The organism is Nocardioides pacificus (assembly GCF_054775955.1).
The window spans coordinates 309804-325056 of sequence record NZ_BAAHCI010000005.1; the positions used below are offsets into that span (position 1 = coordinate 309804).

At 73.9% G+C, this 15253-nt stretch carries 14 protein-coding genes; 8 read left to right on the forward strand and 6 right to left on the reverse strand.

Annotated elements, in window-relative coordinates; translation table 11 throughout:
* Window positions 1-6: 6 nt before the first annotated feature.
* The gene (locus ACYU7L_RS04020) at window positions 7-288 is read right to left on the reverse strand and encodes a hypothetical protein (protein ID WP_460793958.1); all 282 of its coding nucleotides are present in this window, start codon (window positions 286-288) and stop codon (window positions 7-9) included.
* 139 nt (window positions 289-427) lie between these two features.
* Between ACYU7L_RS04020 and ACYU7L_RS04025 the strand changes: the two genes are divergently transcribed.
* Genes ACYU7L_RS04025 through ACYU7L_RS04035 form a run of 3 tightly spaced genes read left to right on the forward strand, consistent with a single transcriptional unit; the run spans window position 428 to window position 4908 of the window.
* Window positions 428-1456 carry a sigma-70 family RNA polymerase sigma factor gene (locus ACYU7L_RS04025; RefSeq protein ID WP_460793959.1) on the forward strand — a complete coding sequence of 343 codons (1029 nt, stop codon included), beginning with the start codon at window positions 428-430 and terminating at the stop codon, window positions 1454-1456.
* Window positions 1457-1482: 26 nt separating this feature from the next.
* Window positions 1483-2148, forward strand: coding sequence for a TIGR03086 family metal-binding protein (locus ACYU7L_RS04030; RefSeq protein WP_460793960.1), 666 nt, complete (start codon window positions 1483-1485; stop codon window positions 2146-2148).
* A gap of 9 nt (window positions 2149-2157) precedes the next feature.
* Window positions 2158-4908 (forward strand): LuxR C-terminal-related transcriptional regulator, encoded by a 2751-nt coding sequence (locus ACYU7L_RS04035; RefSeq protein WP_460793961.1) that lies wholly within the window; start codon window positions 2158-2160, stop codon window positions 4906-4908.
* 21 nt (window positions 4909-4929) lie between these two features.
* On the opposite strand, the gene ACYU7L_RS04040 is transcribed toward ACYU7L_RS04035, so the two are convergent.
* Window positions 4930-5922 (reverse strand): DUF2332 domain-containing protein, encoded by a 993-nt coding sequence (locus tag ACYU7L_RS04040; protein ID WP_460793962.1) that lies wholly within the window; start codon window positions 5920-5922, stop codon window positions 4930-4932.
* 160 nt (window positions 5923-6082) lie between these two features.
* Here ACYU7L_RS04040 and ACYU7L_RS04045 point away from each other — a divergent pair, with 160 nt between their 5' ends.
* The 3 genes from ACYU7L_RS04045 to ACYU7L_RS04055 all read left to right on the forward strand — a co-directional run bounded on the left by ACYU7L_RS04045 (window position 6083) and on the right by ACYU7L_RS04055 (window position 8560).
* Window positions 6083-6448, forward strand: a complete 366-nt coding sequence (locus tag ACYU7L_RS04045) for an STAS domain-containing protein (protein ID WP_460793963.1) — start codon at window positions 6083-6085, stop codon at window positions 6446-6448.
* A 69-nt stretch (window positions 6449-6517) separates the two neighbouring features.
* Window positions 6518-7027, forward strand: coding sequence for a hypothetical protein (locus ACYU7L_RS04050; RefSeq protein WP_460793964.1), 510 nt, complete (start codon window positions 6518-6520; stop codon window positions 7025-7027).
* A gap of 30 nt (window positions 7028-7057) precedes the next feature.
* The gene (locus tag ACYU7L_RS04055) at window positions 7058-8560 is read left to right on the forward strand and encodes a flotillin family protein (protein WP_460793966.1); all 1503 of its coding nucleotides are present in this window, start codon (window positions 7058-7060) and stop codon (window positions 8558-8560) included.
* A 120-nt stretch (window positions 8561-8680) separates the two neighbouring features.
* Here the strand turns inward: ACYU7L_RS04055 and ACYU7L_RS04060 are convergent, their stop codons facing one another.
* Window positions 8681-10138, reverse strand: coding sequence for an NAD-dependent succinate-semialdehyde dehydrogenase (locus tag ACYU7L_RS04060; protein WP_460793967.1), 1458 nt, complete (start codon window positions 10136-10138; stop codon window positions 8681-8683).
* Between the two features lie 154 nt (window positions 10139-10292).
* Between ACYU7L_RS04060 and ACYU7L_RS04065 the strand changes: the two genes are divergently transcribed.
* Window positions 10293-10607 carry a hypothetical protein gene (locus tag ACYU7L_RS04065; RefSeq protein WP_460793968.1) on the forward strand — a complete coding sequence of 105 codons (315 nt, stop codon included), beginning with the start codon at window positions 10293-10295 and terminating at the stop codon, window positions 10605-10607.
* Entirely contained in the window at window positions 10604-11020 is a 417-nt protein-coding gene (locus ACYU7L_RS04070) for a hypothetical protein (protein WP_460793969.1), read from the forward strand. Before ACYU7L_RS04065 ends, ACYU7L_RS04070 begins: the two co-directional genes overlap by 4 nt.
* Here ACYU7L_RS04070 and ACYU7L_RS04075 read toward each other — a convergent pair.
* The 3 genes from ACYU7L_RS04075 to ACYU7L_RS04085 form a co-directional block, all read right to left on the reverse strand.
* Window positions 10973-13750, reverse strand: coding sequence for an AAA family ATPase (locus ACYU7L_RS04075; protein ID WP_460793970.1), 2778 nt, complete (start codon window positions 13748-13750; stop codon window positions 10973-10975). The genes ACYU7L_RS04070 and ACYU7L_RS04075 overlap by 48 nt on opposite strands.
* 62 nt (window positions 13751-13812) lie before the next feature.
* Window positions 13813-14802 carry an SGNH/GDSL hydrolase family protein gene (locus tag ACYU7L_RS04080; RefSeq protein ID WP_460793971.1) on the reverse strand — a complete coding sequence of 330 codons (990 nt, stop codon included), beginning with the start codon at window positions 14800-14802 and terminating at the stop codon, window positions 13813-13815.
* A gap of 121 nt (window positions 14803-14923) precedes the next feature.
* The gene (locus ACYU7L_RS04085) at window positions 14924-15238 is read right to left on the reverse strand and encodes a sulfurtransferase TusA family protein (RefSeq protein WP_460793972.1); all 315 of its coding nucleotides are present in this window, start codon (window positions 15236-15238) and stop codon (window positions 14924-14926) included.
* Window positions 15239-15253: the final 15 nt, after the last annotated feature.

Consider the following 15253-nt stretch of genomic DNA (forward strand, 5'->3'; position numbering starts at 1 on the left):
GGTTAATCATCGGTCGCGCAGCAGGGCGTGCAGCAGCTCGATGTGGTGCCGGGCCTGCGCGAGCTGGGCCGCCAGCAGCGGGGGCGGATCCGGCTCGGACAGACGCCAGCGAGCACCGGCCGCCTGGTCCTCCAGAGCGCGCAGCGCGGCCCGCAGCGCCTGGGCCACGTCCTTCTGGACCGCGGCGTCGGCTTTCGGGTCGGGCGGTCGGATGTCTTCGAAGTCGGGGACCTGCGCGTTGCGGACCTCGAGCGGGCCGGAGCAGATCGGGCAGCTGATGCGGACCATGTCGTGTCTCCTCTCGCGTAGAGAGTTCAACGAGCGCCTGCCGCCCCCGTTATCCGCCCCCGGAGGCACCGATGAGTTAACCCCTCGCCACGAGTCCTTCTCCACGGCACACTGGACAGATCGCACGCGAGGAGCCCCGATGACTGCGCACCCGACGGCCCCCACCTCCACAGCACCGCCCGCTCCCGACCCCGGGCACAGGGACCCCGGGCTCACGGGCGACCTCGATGTCGACTTCCCCGAGCTGACCCGTCGCTACCAGCGCGAGCTCCTCGCGCACTGCTACCGGATGAGCGGCTCGGTCCACGAGGCCGAGGACCTGGTCCAGGAGACGTTCCTGCGCGCCTGGAAGGCCTACCACCGCTTCGAGGGGCGCTCCTCGGTGCGCACCTGGCTCTATCGGATCGCCACCAACGTCTGTCTCACCAACCTCGAGGGCCGACCACGCCGTCCGCTGCCGACCGGGCTCGGCACCTCCGACTCCGTCGCGGGCGACGCCCTCGAGCGCGACGCCGAGGTGCCCTGGCTGGAGCCCGTCCCCGACACCGCGGTCACCGTCGCCGAGCGCGACTCGATCCGGCTGGCGTTCGTAGCGGCCCTGCAGCACCTGCCCGCGCGCCAGCGCGCCGTCCTCATCCTGCGCGACGTGCTGCGCTGGTCCGCAGCGGAGGTCGCGGCCGCGCTCGAGACCACGCCGGCGGCCGTCAACTCCGCGCTGCAGCGCGCGCACGCCCAGATGGCCACCCGCGGGCTCACCGACGAGACCGTCGAGTCCGAGCTCACGCCCGGGCAGCTCCAGCTGCTCGAGCGGTACGTCGAGGCGTTCTGGCGCAAGGACATCGACACGATCGTGAGCATGCTGACCGCGGAGGCCGTCTGGGAGATGCCCCCTTTCACGGGGTGGTACCGCGGCGCCGAGAACATCGGCCGGCTCATCGACACGCAGTGTCCCGGCGGCGTCAACGACATGCCGATGCTGCCGACGTCGGCCAACGGGCAGCCGGCGTTCGGCCTCTACATGCGCGCACCGGAGGGCGGCTTCGTGCCCTTCCACCTGCAGGTCCTGGATCTCGACGGTGACCGGGTGCGCCACGTGAGCGCGTTCTTCGACCCCGACCTGTTCGCCCGCTTCGGTCTCCCCGACCGGCTGCCCGCCGACCATCGCTGAGGCGGACCGACGACCGGACCGACGTCGTGGTCCCCCATCCCCCACACCCTGCCGATCTCGCGGACCACCACCGAGGGGTCGAGCTCCTCGAGCGCTCCCTGGGCTGGACCCGGGTGCGCCTCGCGGGGATCACCGAGGACGATCTCGACCGCCCGACCCCTTGCGCGGGCTGGGACCTCGCCGCGTTGCTGGCGCACATGGGCGACTCCCTCGACGCCTTCCTCGAGGCGGCCACCGGCGCTGTCGAGGTGACCATGGCCCCCTCCGGCATCACCGCCGCCGGGGCCCGCGAGACCCTGACCGCCAAGGCCTGCACGCTGCTCGGCGCGTGGACGCACGCGGAGCCGGGCGACGTCGAGCTCGGCCCCACCCGGATGGGGACGGGACTCATGACCGCCGCGGCCGCGCTCGAGATCGCCGTGCACGGCTGGGACGTCGGGCGGGCCGTGGGCCACCCCGACCGGCTCCCGGAGACGTTGGCCCGCGCGCTGCTGCCCACAGCACGGGCCCTCGTGACGCCGCCGGATCGGGGCGTCCGCTTCGCCGCGGCCCTCCCCACCGCGCCCGACGCGCCGTACGACGTGGCACTGCTGGGGCTGCTGGGGCGCGGGAGTGGACCGTGTGACCCGAACCCTGGGTCGACCGGCACCAATTCACGCAAAAGGGGCACAGGCCGGGCCTGGGGTTCCTAGCCTGTGGCCATGCTCCCGTCGCTGCTGCTGGAGCGGGATGCGGAGCTCGCGGCGCTCACCAAGGTGATGAGTCGGGCCATGGGAGGCCATGGATCGCTCCTGGCCGTGACCGGACCTCCGGGGATCGGCAAGTCCCGCCTGCTCGCCCATGCCCGCAACCGCGGGATGGTCGACGGATGGCGCATCCTGGACTGTCGCCTCGGCCCGCTCTCGAGCGACGTGGCCCACAGCGTGCTGTGGTCCTGGTTCGGCGACCTGGCGCTGCGCGGCTCCGTCGGCAGCCACCCCTTCGACGGCCCCGGGGCCGCCATCACCGACTTCTGCTCCGGGCGGACCCGGACGGTCGCCGACCTGGTCTACGCCGTGCGCTGGGTGCTGGAGGAGATCTCCGGCGACCAGGCCATCCTGCTGCTGGTCGACGACCTCGAGCACGCGGATGTCGGCTCGCGCGAGGTCCTCGAGCTGCTCGCGCCCGCGCTCGGCAGCCTCCCCTGCGTGCTCGCGTACGCCGTGGCGGATGCCGCCCAGGCTCCGGGCAGGATGCTCGACGCCTCCCAAGAGCTGAGCCTGCGCCCCCTCCAGGAGAGCGGGACGGCGACCCTGGTGCGGGGCGCGCGCCCCGACCTCGCCCCCACCGACGCCGCACCCCTGCACCGCCTCAGCGGCGGCGTCCCGTTCGTCCTGCGCGAGCTGCTCTCGGAGGACCGGCCGGGCGCAGCGCCCGACGGGGTGGCCGGCGTGGCGGCTCGCTGCATCGAGGCGCTGCCGGCGCCCCTGCTCGAGACGGCGCGCGTCGCGGCCCTGGTGGGCGCGGACGTCGGCGTGTCCCTGCTCTCAGCGGTCGTGCGCCGACCGCCCGAGCCCGTGCTCGAGGACTTCGAGGAGCTCATCGACCGGCGCGTCCTCGCCGTCGACGGCGAACTGGTCCGGGTCCGCCACCCTCTGCTCACGGACGCGCTGACCGGCGGACTCACGGCGGACGAGCGGGCCGACTGGCACGCACGGATCGCCGCCGTCCTGACCGGGCTCGACACCCCGGCCGAGCTCGTCGCACCCCACCTCCTGCGGTCGCGGCAGGGCGCCGACCCGCGGGTGCGTGAGGTCCTCGCCGACCAGGGCCGCCGCGCGCTGCACGCCGGTGATCCGTCCCTGGCCCTTCGTCTGCTCCAGCGAGCGCTGGCCGAGGGCGCCGATCGTCGCGCACGCATCGAGCTGCTGGCCGCCATGGCCCGGACCCGAGCCGAGCTCGGCGAGGTCGACGCAGCGGTGTCGCTCTGGGAGGAGGCGGCACTGCTCGCCGACGAGGACTCCGGTGGAGATGCCCTGCGCATCGAGGCCGCCGGGGCGCTCACCTTCGCGAGCCGCGCCGACGACGCCCGGCGGATGTATGACGCGCTGCTCGCGGACCGCCCCCACGACCGCGCCTGGTGCCATCTCGCCGCCCGGGCCACCCTGGCGTGCCTGGTCCAGGGAGCCGACCTGCCGCCTGACGCCTTCGACCTCCCCGGTGTGGAGACGCTGACCGAGGTCCCCGCCACCCAGAAGGAAGGGCTCGCGCTGACCACGGCCGCAGCCATGCATGCGCTGCGGGGAGGCACCGCGAGCGAGTGCCGCCGGGCGGCGCTGCGCGGGATCGCCACCGGCTTCGTGCTCGAGGAGGAGGTGACGCCGGGTCCGCTGTGGCTGGCGGCCGCGGTCCTCGCCTGGACGGGCGCGTTCCAGGAGGGCGAGAACATCTTCAGCGAGGCCGTCGCCGTCGCCCAGGATCGCGGCTCCACGCTGGCGTTCGCCCAGCAGTCGTCGTGCCGGGGCTACCTGCGTGCGCGGATGGGGCTGGTCAGCGAGGCGATGTTCGACCTCGAGGTGGCGCTGCGTCCCCTGGCCCGGCCGAGCGACGGGGTGCCCGTGCCTCCGCGCGCCGACGTCGCCGCCGCCCTGGCCAGCCTCGTCGAATGCCACATCGCCCACGGTGATCTCGAGCTCGCCACCGCGTGTGCCGAGCCGTTGGCGGTCCTGGCCCGCAACCCGGGGCTGGGCGGCGCCGTCGCGCTGCAGGCCCTCGGCGATCTGGCCGCCGCCGCGGGGGACGACGAGGGGGCGCTGCGCCACTACACCCACGTCGGGGAGCAGCTGCGCGGCGGCATCGACAACCCGGCCGTGCTGGCGTGGCGGATCGGCGCTGCGCTCTCGCTCGTGCGCCTGGGTCGCGTGGCCGACGCCGTCGCGCTGGGACGCGAGGACCTGCGGATCGCCCGGGAGTTCGGTGCACCGTTCGCGATCGCCCAGGCGCTGCGGGCGATGGCGGCCATCGACCCGACCGCGGACCGGGTCGGGGTGCTGCGCGAGGCGCTCGCCGTACTCGGTGACACGCCCGCGCCCCGGCTCGCCGCCCAGATCGCGACCGACCTGGCCGGGATGCTGGTGCTGACCGGGGGCGCCGACGAGGCCGAGGTCGTGGGCCTGCTCCGCTCGGCCGAGCAGTACGCCGGCGACCAGGAGCTGCGGCCCCTGCAGGACCGTGCGCGACGCCTCCTCGCCCGCCTCGGGCAGCCCGCCCGGCGCAGCCGCTCCGAAGCGGTCGCCACCCTGACCAGTGCCGAGCGCCGCGTCGCCGGCCTCGCCGCCGAGGGCCTGACCAACCGGCAGATCGCGCAGCAGCTCTTCGTCACCGTCAAGGCGGTCGAGTGGCACCTGTCGAACACCTACCGCAAGCTCGGCATCCGCTCACGCAGCCGCCTGTCCGGCATCTTCACGCCCTGACGGCCGAGTCGGCGCGAACGCTCATCCCAGCCAGCGCATCGACCGCCCGTGCGGATGCGTCCAGGCGGTCGCGCGGCCGTCGACGCCGAGCACGAACGTGGGGACGTCGTCGGGCACCGACGGGCCGGTGGCGGTGACCTCGGGCAGCACCCTCTTGCCCTCGTTGCTGACCCATCGGCAGGCACCGTCGCCGACCAGGCGCGTCATGGTCCGGTGGAAGTCGGCGCGCTCCTCGGGCTCGAGATAGGCGATCACCGCGCTGTGGAAGACCACGACCTGCCCGTGCCGAGCGGCGACGTCGACGAGTGCCGGCAGCTCGACCAGGAGGTCGCCGCGCACCAGGGTCGGCGGCTCCTCCTGCGCGATCTCGACGGCGCGGTCCAGGCGCTCGCGACGCTCGTCCTGCTCGGGATAGACCAGCGTCGTGAGCCAGGCCATCGCGTCCTCGTCGGTGACGTCGAGCGGGTGCAGGTCGATGCCCCCGCGCCAGGCCACCTCGGGCATCGCCTCGGGAACGGGCAGATCCCCGGCCACCGCGCACGTCAGCAGAGGTCCGTCGCTGCCCAGCAGTCGGGCCCCGTCCGCGGTGTCCCAGCGATAGGAGTAGCGGTCCGGATAGAGGCACAGCCCTGCGCTCGCGCCCACCTCGAGCAGCGCCAGCGGGCGCAGGCTCTCGCGGGAGATCCGGGCCAGCGCCGGCATGAGCGTGGCCAGCCGGCCGACCTCGTTGGTCTGGGTCGAGCGGCGCCGGATGGTCTCGCGGATCGCCCCGGTGTCCGCCAGCAGCGCCGCGCGGAACGCGTCGTACTCGCCGGGGGCGGGGACGCCGTGCCAGCGCGCCGCGGCGAACACGAGGTTGGGCTGGCGCTTCACTCGCGGCAGCTCCTGGAGCCACTCCATCAGCTCGGCGTCCTCGGCGACCCGCAGCGCCCACTCGGCCAGGCACGGGGAGTCGTCGAGGGAGTACGCCGCGAAGTCGCGGTACTGCTCGGCGACGTCGGCGAAGAGCTCCATCCGGGCATTGTGGACCATCCCCGGCGCTCCCAGCTGCGTGATCCACACGGTGGTGGCACCACCCGGCCGCCCGCCGGGTCCGAAACTCGGCGCCACGTCCCCCATCAGCCCTAGGCTGAGGACCCAGTGACTGGTTCACGCCCTTGATCGAGAGCCGCAGATGACCCTCCGCATCGTCTCCGAGAGCGAGCACGTCCAGGTCATCGAGATCGACGGTGACCTGGACTGCGTCGGCGCCTACGACCTGGGCTGCGCCGTGCGCGAGGGTCTCGCCCACGGTCGGCGGCGGATCCGGCTCGACCTCACCCGGGTCACGGCGGCCGACCCGGACGGCGCGGAGGGACTGCGTCGCTGCATGGCCGACGTGGTGGCCGCGGACGGCGAGTTGAGCATCCTGGGCATCAGCCGGGCAGCGTTCAGCGCCTTGGCCACGATCGAGTCGATCCGGCCCCGGTCGGGGCGCCGGCCGGCCGTGATCAGCGGGCCGCCCGCGCCCGACGTACTGCCGCCGACGCCCGCAACCTGACGCCCTGGGGACGCCGCGCCCCAGCAAGCAGTCAGATGTGAAAGGGTCAGCGGCAAAGAAGGGGGCCACGTGACCGCATTCCTTGTCGTCGCCGGCATCGGCATGGCGTTGCTGGCCGTCTCCCTGCTGCTCGGCGAGATCCTCGGCGGGGTCGCCGACATGTTCGGCGGTGACTGGTTCTCCGGCGAGGTCGTCGGCGCCTTCATCTCCGCCCTCGGCCTCGGTGGCGCCCTGGCCCAGTCCCTGGGCGCCCCGATGGGTCTCAGCGTGGCGGTGGGCGTGGGGAGCGGGGTCGTCTTCGGCGCGTTCGCGCTGTGGCTGACCCGTCTGGTGCGCAGCGGCGGGACGGACGAGATCCCCGGTGCCCGCGACGTCGTCGGCCTCGACGCCACGATCGTGTCCGGCATCCCCGCCGACGGGTTCGGCGTGGTCGACGTCCGCGCCGGCGGCCACGTGCTGCGCTTCAACGCCCGCGCCGACAACGCCATCGATCCCGGCACGCCGGTGCACGTCACCGGCGTCCTCTCCCCCACCGCGGTCACCGTGGCTCCGGTGTGGAACGAGCTCGAGAACTACTGATCCGACCGCCCACCCACGGAAAGCCGACACATGCTCGACTCACCGCTCGTACCGATCCTGGGCTTCGTCGCCCTCCTCGTCCTGCTGGTGCTGCTGGTCACCAGCCGCTACAAGGTCGCTGGACCCAACGAGGCCTACATCGTCACCGGCCGCAAGGGCAAGGCCGTCCTCAACCCCGAGACCGGCGCGCTGACCACCGACCTGTCGGGCCAGAAGGTCGTCATGGGCGGGGGCACGTTCGTCATCCCGTTCGTGCAGAAGCTGGCCACCCTCGACCTCTCCAGCCGCCGGATCTCGGTGCAGATCCGCGGCGCGGTGTCGGGCCAGGGCATCAAGCTGAACGTCGAGGGCGTCGCGATCGTCAAGGTCGGCGGCAACGCCGACCAGATCCGGCTCGCGGCCCAGCGCTTCCTCAGCCAGCAGGCCGAGATCGAGTCGTTCACCCAGGAGGTCCTCGCGGGTGCCCTGCGCTCGATCGTGGGTGGGCTGAGCGTGGAGCAGATCATCCGGGACCGCGCGGCGTTCGCCCAGCGGGTGGCCGACGAGTCCGAGAACTCGCTGACCGGCCAGGGTCTGCTGCTGGACACCTTCCAGATCCAGGACATCACCGACGACGGCACCTACCTCTCCGACCTCGGTCGTCCCGAGGCCGCACGGATCCAGCAGACGGCCTCCATCGCCGAGGCCAACGCCCGCCAGGCCGCCGAGCAGGCGCGCATCAAGGCGGAGGAGGAGATCGCGATCGCCCAGCGCGCCCTCGCGCTCAAGCAGGCCGAGATCAAGGCCGAGACCGACGCCGCGTCCGCCAACGCGGCCGCCGCCGGACCGCTCGCCCGGGCCGACCAGGACCAGGCGATCCTGCTCGAGCAGGAGAAGGTGGCGGTGCGCCAGGCGGCGCTGACCGAGCGCCAGCTCGAGACCGAGGTCCGCAAGCCCGCCGACGCCGAGCGCTACCGCGTCGAGCAGGAGGCCGAGGGTCGCCGTTCGGCGGAGATCGCGGCCGCCGACGCCCGCAAGGCCTCCTCCATCGCCAACGCGCAGGCCAAGGCCGAGGAGACCCGCCTGATCGGTGAGTCCGAGAAGTCGCGCCGTGCGGCCCTGGCCGAAGCCGAGGCGATCGAGGGCACCAAGCGCGGCGAGGCCGAGCGCGCTCGTCGTACCGCCGAGGCGGACGCGACCCGCGCCGAGGGGGAGGCCCAGGCGGCCGCCGTGCTCGCCGTCGGTCACGCCGAGGCGGAGGCGATGGACAAGCGCGCGGACGCGTTCGCGCACTACAACGACGCGGCCGTGCTGCAGATGCTGATCGAGGTGCTGCCCCAGATCGCCAAGGAGGTGGCCGCGCCGATCAGCGCCATCGACCAGCTCACGGTCATCTCCACCGACGGCGCCGGCGCCCTGCCCAAGCAGGTCACCGACAACGTCGTGCAGACCTTGTCGATGCTCAAGACCACGACCGGTCTCGACCTCGAGGGCCTGATCAAGAAGTCGGTGGAGGGCGCCGCAGGCAAGCTCGCCCCCGCAGAGACCCCCTGACCCACCCCTGGCGCTGACGTGTCAGAAAGTCACGTCGACCCGGCACAACTTGTGCCGGGTCGACGTGTTTCTGACGGGTCGCGCGATCTTTCTGACGGGTCGCGCGGATCTTCTGACGGGTCAGGTGGCGGGGAGGGAGACGTACGTCGTGTCGAGGTACTCCTCGATGCCCTCGAAGCCCCCCTCGCGGCCGAAGCCGCTGGCCTTGACGCCGCCGAACGGGGCGGCGGGGTTGGAGATCAGGCCGGTGTTGACGCCGATCATCCCGAACTGCAGGGCCTCGGAGATCCGGATGGTGCGGGCCAGGTCGCGGGTGTAGACGTACGACGCGAGGCCGTACTCCGAGTCGTTGGCCATCCGGATCGCCTCGTCCTCGTCTGCGAAGGTCGTGATCGGGGCGACCGGACCGAAGATCTCCTCGGCCGCGAGCCGGGCACCGGCGGGTACGTCGACCAGCACGGTCGGCGTGTAGAAGAACCCGGCGCCCTCGCCCGGGCCACCGCCGGTCAGCACGCGCGCGCCACCGTCGACGGCGTCGCGGACCAGCTCGTCCACCGACTCCACTGCCTTTTCGTCGATCAGCGGGCCGACGTCGACGCCCTCGTCCTGGCCGCGCCCGACCGTGAGCGCCCCCATCCGCTCCGCCAGGCGCCGGCCGAACTCCTCGGCCACCGACGCGTGCACCAGGAACCGGTTGGCGGCCGTGCAGGCCTCGCCCATGTTGCGCATCTTGGCGACCATCGCGCCGTCGACCGCGGCGTCGAGGTCTGCGTCCTCGAAGACGACGAACGGGGCGTTGCCGCCCAGCTCCATGCTCATCCGCTGCAGCTGGCCGGCGGACTGCTCCACGAGCGTGCGGCCGACACCGGTCGAGCCGGTGAAGCTGACCTTGCGCAGCCGCGGGTCGGCCATCAGCGTCTCGCTGAGCTGACGGGCGCCGGTGGTCGGCACGATGTTGAGCACGCCGGCGGGCAGCCCTGCCTCCTCCATCACCGCGGCCAGCGCCAGCATCGACAGCGGGGTCTGCTGGGCGGGCTTGATCACCATCGTGCAGCCGGCGGCCACCGCGGGGCCGATCTTGCGGGTGCCCATCGCGAGGGGGAAGTTCCAGGGGGTGATCATCAGGCAGGGTCCGACCGGCTTCTTCATCGTCAGCAGCCGACTACCGCCGGCGGGCGCGCTCATCCAGCGGCCGTGGATGCGCACGGCCTCCTCCGCGAACCAGCGGAGGAACTCGTTGCCGTAGGCCACCTCGCCCTTCGCCTCGGCGACCGGCTTGCCCATCTCCAGGCTCATCAGCTGCGCGAAGTCGTCCGCACGCGCGGCGACGAGCTCGAAGGCTCGACGCAGGATCTCGCTGCGCTCGCGAGGCGCCGTCGCCGCCCAGTCGGCCTGGGCGTCGGCCGCCGCGTCGAGGGCGGCCCGCGCATCGGCGACCGTGCCGTCGGCGACAGTGGTGATCACCGACCCGTCCGCGGGGTCGAGGACCTCGAAGCGGGCACCCCCTTCCGCGTCGCGCCACGTGCCGGCGATGAACAGACCACGGTGCTGCGGACCCAACAGGTCAAGACCAGTCATGCCTCCACCTTTTCATTGCCTGACGATCCAGCGATACGGCTGACACGCCAGTCCCGGCGTGCCATCGTCGTACTGAAGGACCAACCCGCTCCACGCGGACGACCTTCCCAAGCACCGGACCCCTTGTCGACCCCATGCGACAAGGGGTCTGGTCGTGGGCGTCACCGTGCGCCCGAGGGACGCCTTCGCCCCGTTCGCGCAGGGCCCCCCGCTCACCGACGGCTGCCGAGACACCATGGACTGCTCGGGCTTCCTGAGATGTGACGACTGCGAGTGCGAGGACCCGCCGCCCGAGCCGCTCGAGGAGGTGGCCCTGCGACTCGTGCAGGGCGAGCGCTCCTGGCTCCTCGGCCGCGCGGACGCGGGGGCTGCCGAGAACGGCGAACGGGGCTGGGTGACGTGGGAGGTCGACGTCCCCGTCGATGCGGAGCCGGGTGCGGCGAGGTTGGTTGGCACAGTGGGGGGATGACGTACGCCGCCCCCTGGAAGAGCCTCCTGGAGTCGCTGAGCTCGTGGGCGGACGCCCGGGAGGTCACCGGAGGCATCGAGGTGACCTTCCGCAGGCCGACGGGAGGGCGCCGGACGGTGGAGCTGGTGATGACCCCGGCCGAGTGGGACTCGCTGGCGGGCACCATCGGGCGCGACACCCCACGCAGCGTGCGGGAGAGGATCCTCAGCCTCCCCGAGGACCAGCCGTTCCTCGTCTGCGACCGGGGTGTGGAGCTGTTCCCCTCCGCCACACGCGAGCTTCCCCGGGACCCGCTCGAGGACTTCCGGCCCGAGCCTGGTGGACGGTGGGTCGCGGAGCCGACCCCTCGGAGGTGGCCTCGCGGCTCAGCCCTCGGCAGGCGGCACCAGCAGCGTGGCGAGCTGGGTCCGTGAGCGCACGTCGAGCTTGCGATAGATGCGCGTCAGGGTGGCCTCGACGGTCTTCACGCTGACGAAGGCGCGCTCGGCGATCTCGCGGTTGGTGGCCCCCTCCGTCACGGCCCTGGCGATCCGGGCCTCGGTGGGCGTCAGCCTCTCGGCGAGCAGGGGTACGACGCCAGGCGGCGCCGCAGTCACCCCGGGGCGCAGCTCGGCCTCGGCCTGCCGCGCCCAGGGCGCCGCCCCGATCGCCTCGAAGAGCGCGCGCGCCTCCTCCAGAGCGGCGCGAGCAGCCGCCGCCCGACGCCGGCGGCGCTCGAGGTGCGCCCGGGTCAGCAGCGCCCGCCCCAGGTCGACGCGCATCTCGCAGTCGGTCAACGCCTTCTGCGCCCGGTCCAGCAGCGCGAGCCCGCCCGCGACGTCGCCACCCGCGCCGAGCAGCTCGGCCTCGGCCCGGTCCAGCTGGGCGGCGACCCCGTCGGTGCCCGTCCGCCCGTCCAGCGCGCGCCGCGCCTCGGCGAGCACCGCACCCGCGCCCGTGTGGTCGCCGGTGGCGACCAGGGCCGAGACGAGGTCGGCCTGCCAGCGGTTGATGGTGGGGTCGCTGATCGCGTGCCCGCGCTCGATCCCCTGCAGCCGGCGCAGCACCGTCACCGCCCGGGCCGCCTCGCCGCCGCGCAGCAGCGCCTGGCCGAGCAGGACCAGGTGCCGCTGGAGGTAGCGGGTGTCGCGGCGCTCCTCGGCGACGGCCACACCCCGCTCGGCGAGCATCCGCCCCCGCTCGAGATCGCCGCCGGCCAGCTCGGCGGTGGCGCTGACGAACCATGAGGTGTGCGGGTCGAGGTCGAACTCCTCGCCGATCGCGGCCGCCCGCGCGGCGTGGGCCATCGCCTCGCGGCAGTGCCCGCGTCGTACCCCCACCTCGACGAGCGAGCGCAGCACGTGCACCCGGTCGGGACCCGCGCCGCGCTCCACCACCGCCAGCATCGAGCCGAACGCCGACCAGGCCTCGTCGAGCCGGTCGTCATAGAAGGCGAAGCGCGCCGCCATGTAGGCCGGCGTCAGGTGCACCGGCACCGATCCCGTCCCCAGGGGGAGGGCGAGAGCCTCGGTGAGCAGGTCGTCGTGGTCGCGCCCCTCGGCCGGGCGCCCGGTCCAGCGGGTCGTCACCGCCAGGATGGGCAGGGCCAGCGCGACCGCAGGCAGGTCGCCGGCGCGGCGCAGCAGCCTGATCCCCTCGGCGGCGTTGTGCCCGGCCTCCACGGGACGCGACTCGATCAGCTGGACCCGCGCCCGCTGGAGCAGGACCTCGGCAACCAGCCGCTCGTCGTCCCCCGCCTCCACCAGCGCCGCGGTGAGCGCCTCGTCCATGACCGCGAGGCCGGTGTCGGCGAGCTCCAGCAGGGCCAACCGCACCCGCACCCGCTGCGTCGGCGACGCCGGCGCCTCGAGGAAGTCCCCGAGCGCGCGGTGGACGAGCTCGGTGTGGTTGCCGGGCACGCCCGTCTCAATCGCCGAGGCCAGCCACTCGACCCGCTCCGAGGCCATCGCCAGCGGGCAGCGGTCGGCCGCCAGCACCAGCAGCTCGGTGGCGAGCTCGCGGGCGCCGTCCGCGAGCGTCGCCGTCGCCACGCGGTGCAGCTCCGCGGCCAGCTCGGGGTCGGGCCGGCTGGTGGCCAGCGCGAGGTGGCGGGCCCGCTCGCCCGAGGTCGTGGCGACGTCGGCGAGCTGGCGGTGCAGCTCGGTCCGTCGGGAGGCGGGGACGCTTTCGACGACCACCTGGCGCTGCGCCGCCGGGGTGAAGCGGAGCTGCTCGCCGGCCCGGGCGACCAGGCCGGCGCGCACCGCGGCGTCCACGTGGTCGGCGGCGTCCGGGCGCCCCGCCCGGACGAGCTGGCGCACGGTCGGCCGGTGCAGCAGGGCGGCGAGGAGCAGCGTCTCGGCGACGTCGTCCGGCTGGGCCCGCAGCCGGTCGCGGAGCACCCGGGTGATGCTGGCCGGGACCGGGCTCGGACCGCCCAGGACGGACGGACTGTCGCTGAGCGCTCCGCACAGCGCGAGCGCCAGCGACGGCAGCCCTCCGCTCTCGGTGTGGAGACGCTGGGCACGGTGGGCGGGCAGGCCGTGGCGACCGAGCAGCTCGACGAGATCGGCCGGCTCCAGCGGAGGGACCTCGAGGTGCTGCAGGCCGGGGAGGTCGAGGCGGTCCCCGGAGCTGGGGCCGGACACGGGGCCGCCGACCGTGACCGCGAGCGCGAGCCCGCGCGACACACGGCGTACGGCGTAGCCGAGCGCCTCCGCGGACTCCCGGTCGAGCCACTGGGCGTCGTCGAGGAGCAGCAGCGCACCTCCCGTCGTGGCCAGCCGCTCGAGCAGCGACCGGCAGGCGCGGGCCAGCCCCGCCCGGACGGCGGGCGAGGGCTCGAGGCCGACCACGCCGCGCGCCGCCTGCTCGCGGATCTGCTCCGGGAGGTCGGCCATGACCGGGCCGAGGTCGGCCGGGGACAGCCGGTCGAGGAGGTCCTGCAGGGCCACGTAGGGCATCGCGTGCTCGGCCGCGACGCAGCCGATCCGCAGCACCCGGGCGGGTGGCAGCGCCCCTGGCGCCGACGGGGCGGCCTCGAGAGCGTCGAGCAGGGCGCTCTTGCCGATCCCCGTCGGCCCGTGCAGGGCCACGGCCGTGCCGTCGGCCAGCAGCGCGCGCACTCGAGCGAGCAGTGCGTCACGACCGACGACCCGAGGCATCCGCTCAGGCTACAAAGAAATCGCCTGCGCGGATGCCCCGGGGCCGCAGCCCGCGCGGAGGATCAGCGGGTACGCCGCAAAGCACCGAGGGCGGGAGACCCGAACGGCTCCGGCTCGATCCGGGCGTCGAGCTCGGCGTAGCGACGCTGCTTCGCGGCCTGGGCCGGCGCCTGGGCCGCGGCGGTGCGCAGGGTCGCCGCGGTCACCCGCAGGGTGCTGCCGATCCGCGAGCTGACCACCGGCGTGTAGCCGCTCGCCTGGCCGGCCCGGTTGGGGTGGTAGCTCTCGCTGATCGGGTAGGAGAACCCGTTGAGCCACTCCACGTCGTCACAGACCGCGTGCCCGATGAAGGCCGAGGTGGGGTTGGCGAAGGAGAAGCCCGCAGCGGCGGCGGCCGCCGAGAGCCGGCTGTTGAGCTGGTCGGCGGTGGCGTTGAGCCGGGTCTCCTCCGCCGGGGAGAAGAACGTGGCGGCGTTGCAGTCCTCGCCCATGAACACGCGGGGGTAGCCCACCACGACGACCTTGGCGCTCGGCGCCTTGGTCCGGATCCGGCCGTAGAGCGTCGCCATGCGACCGGGCAGCGTGCCGGCGATGAAGGCCTGCGCCGCATCGACGGCGGCGTTGCAGTTGCTCGCCCATCCGGGCAGCGCGCACTCGGTGAGCACGTCGGCGAAGCCTGCGTCGTTGCCGCCGACCGAGATCGTGACCAGCCCGGTGCTCGACGTCAGCGCGCTCAGCTGGCTGGCGGTCACGTCGGCCGCGGTCGCCCCCGAGCAGGCCCGGAAGTTCAGGGCGTAGCCGCGGGCCGCCGCGATCAGGCTCGGATAGGCGTAGGCCGAGCGCTGGCAGGTGCTGCCGTCGTCGAGGTAGGCCCGCGTGCCGGTGCCCGAGGAGTAGGAGTCGCCCAGCGCGACGTACGACGTGGCCGCGGCGTACGACGTGGCCGCAGCCGCCGGAGCCATCGACGCGGCCGGGCCGAGCGGCACCAGCCCGGTCAGAGCGGCCAACGCGACCAGAGGCGTGAGCAGGGTCCGGGATCGGCGAGACGCCATGGGGTCCTCCAGTGGTCCGAGAGGCCACGAGTGCGTGGCTCCCGCTCACGCTAGGGAGCCGGCACCACCCCGACTAGAGGGAAACCCCTCGCGAGCGCGGCTCGCGCCCGCGGGCGCTGGCTCAGGCCAGCCTCCAGGGAGACTCCGGCGCGGTGACGGCCGGGCTCCCGGCGACCTCGACGGCGTAGCGAGGCGTGCCGTCCGCCGTGACCGGCCCGAGGTAGCCGTGCCCGGTCATCCGGCACCAGGCCGGCAGGTCGATAGGTGCAACCGGATCGGTGGTCTGCAGGTGCACGACGGCACCGACGGGGAGCCCGGCCACCACGTTGCGGAGCAACACGAGCAGCCGGGCGCAGCCCAGGTCACCGCCGTCGAGGAGCCAGGTGCCGTCCGGCTGCTCCTCGGGCTCGGCGAGGAGCTCCTCGCGTCGCGCCATCAGGGAGTCCCTCTA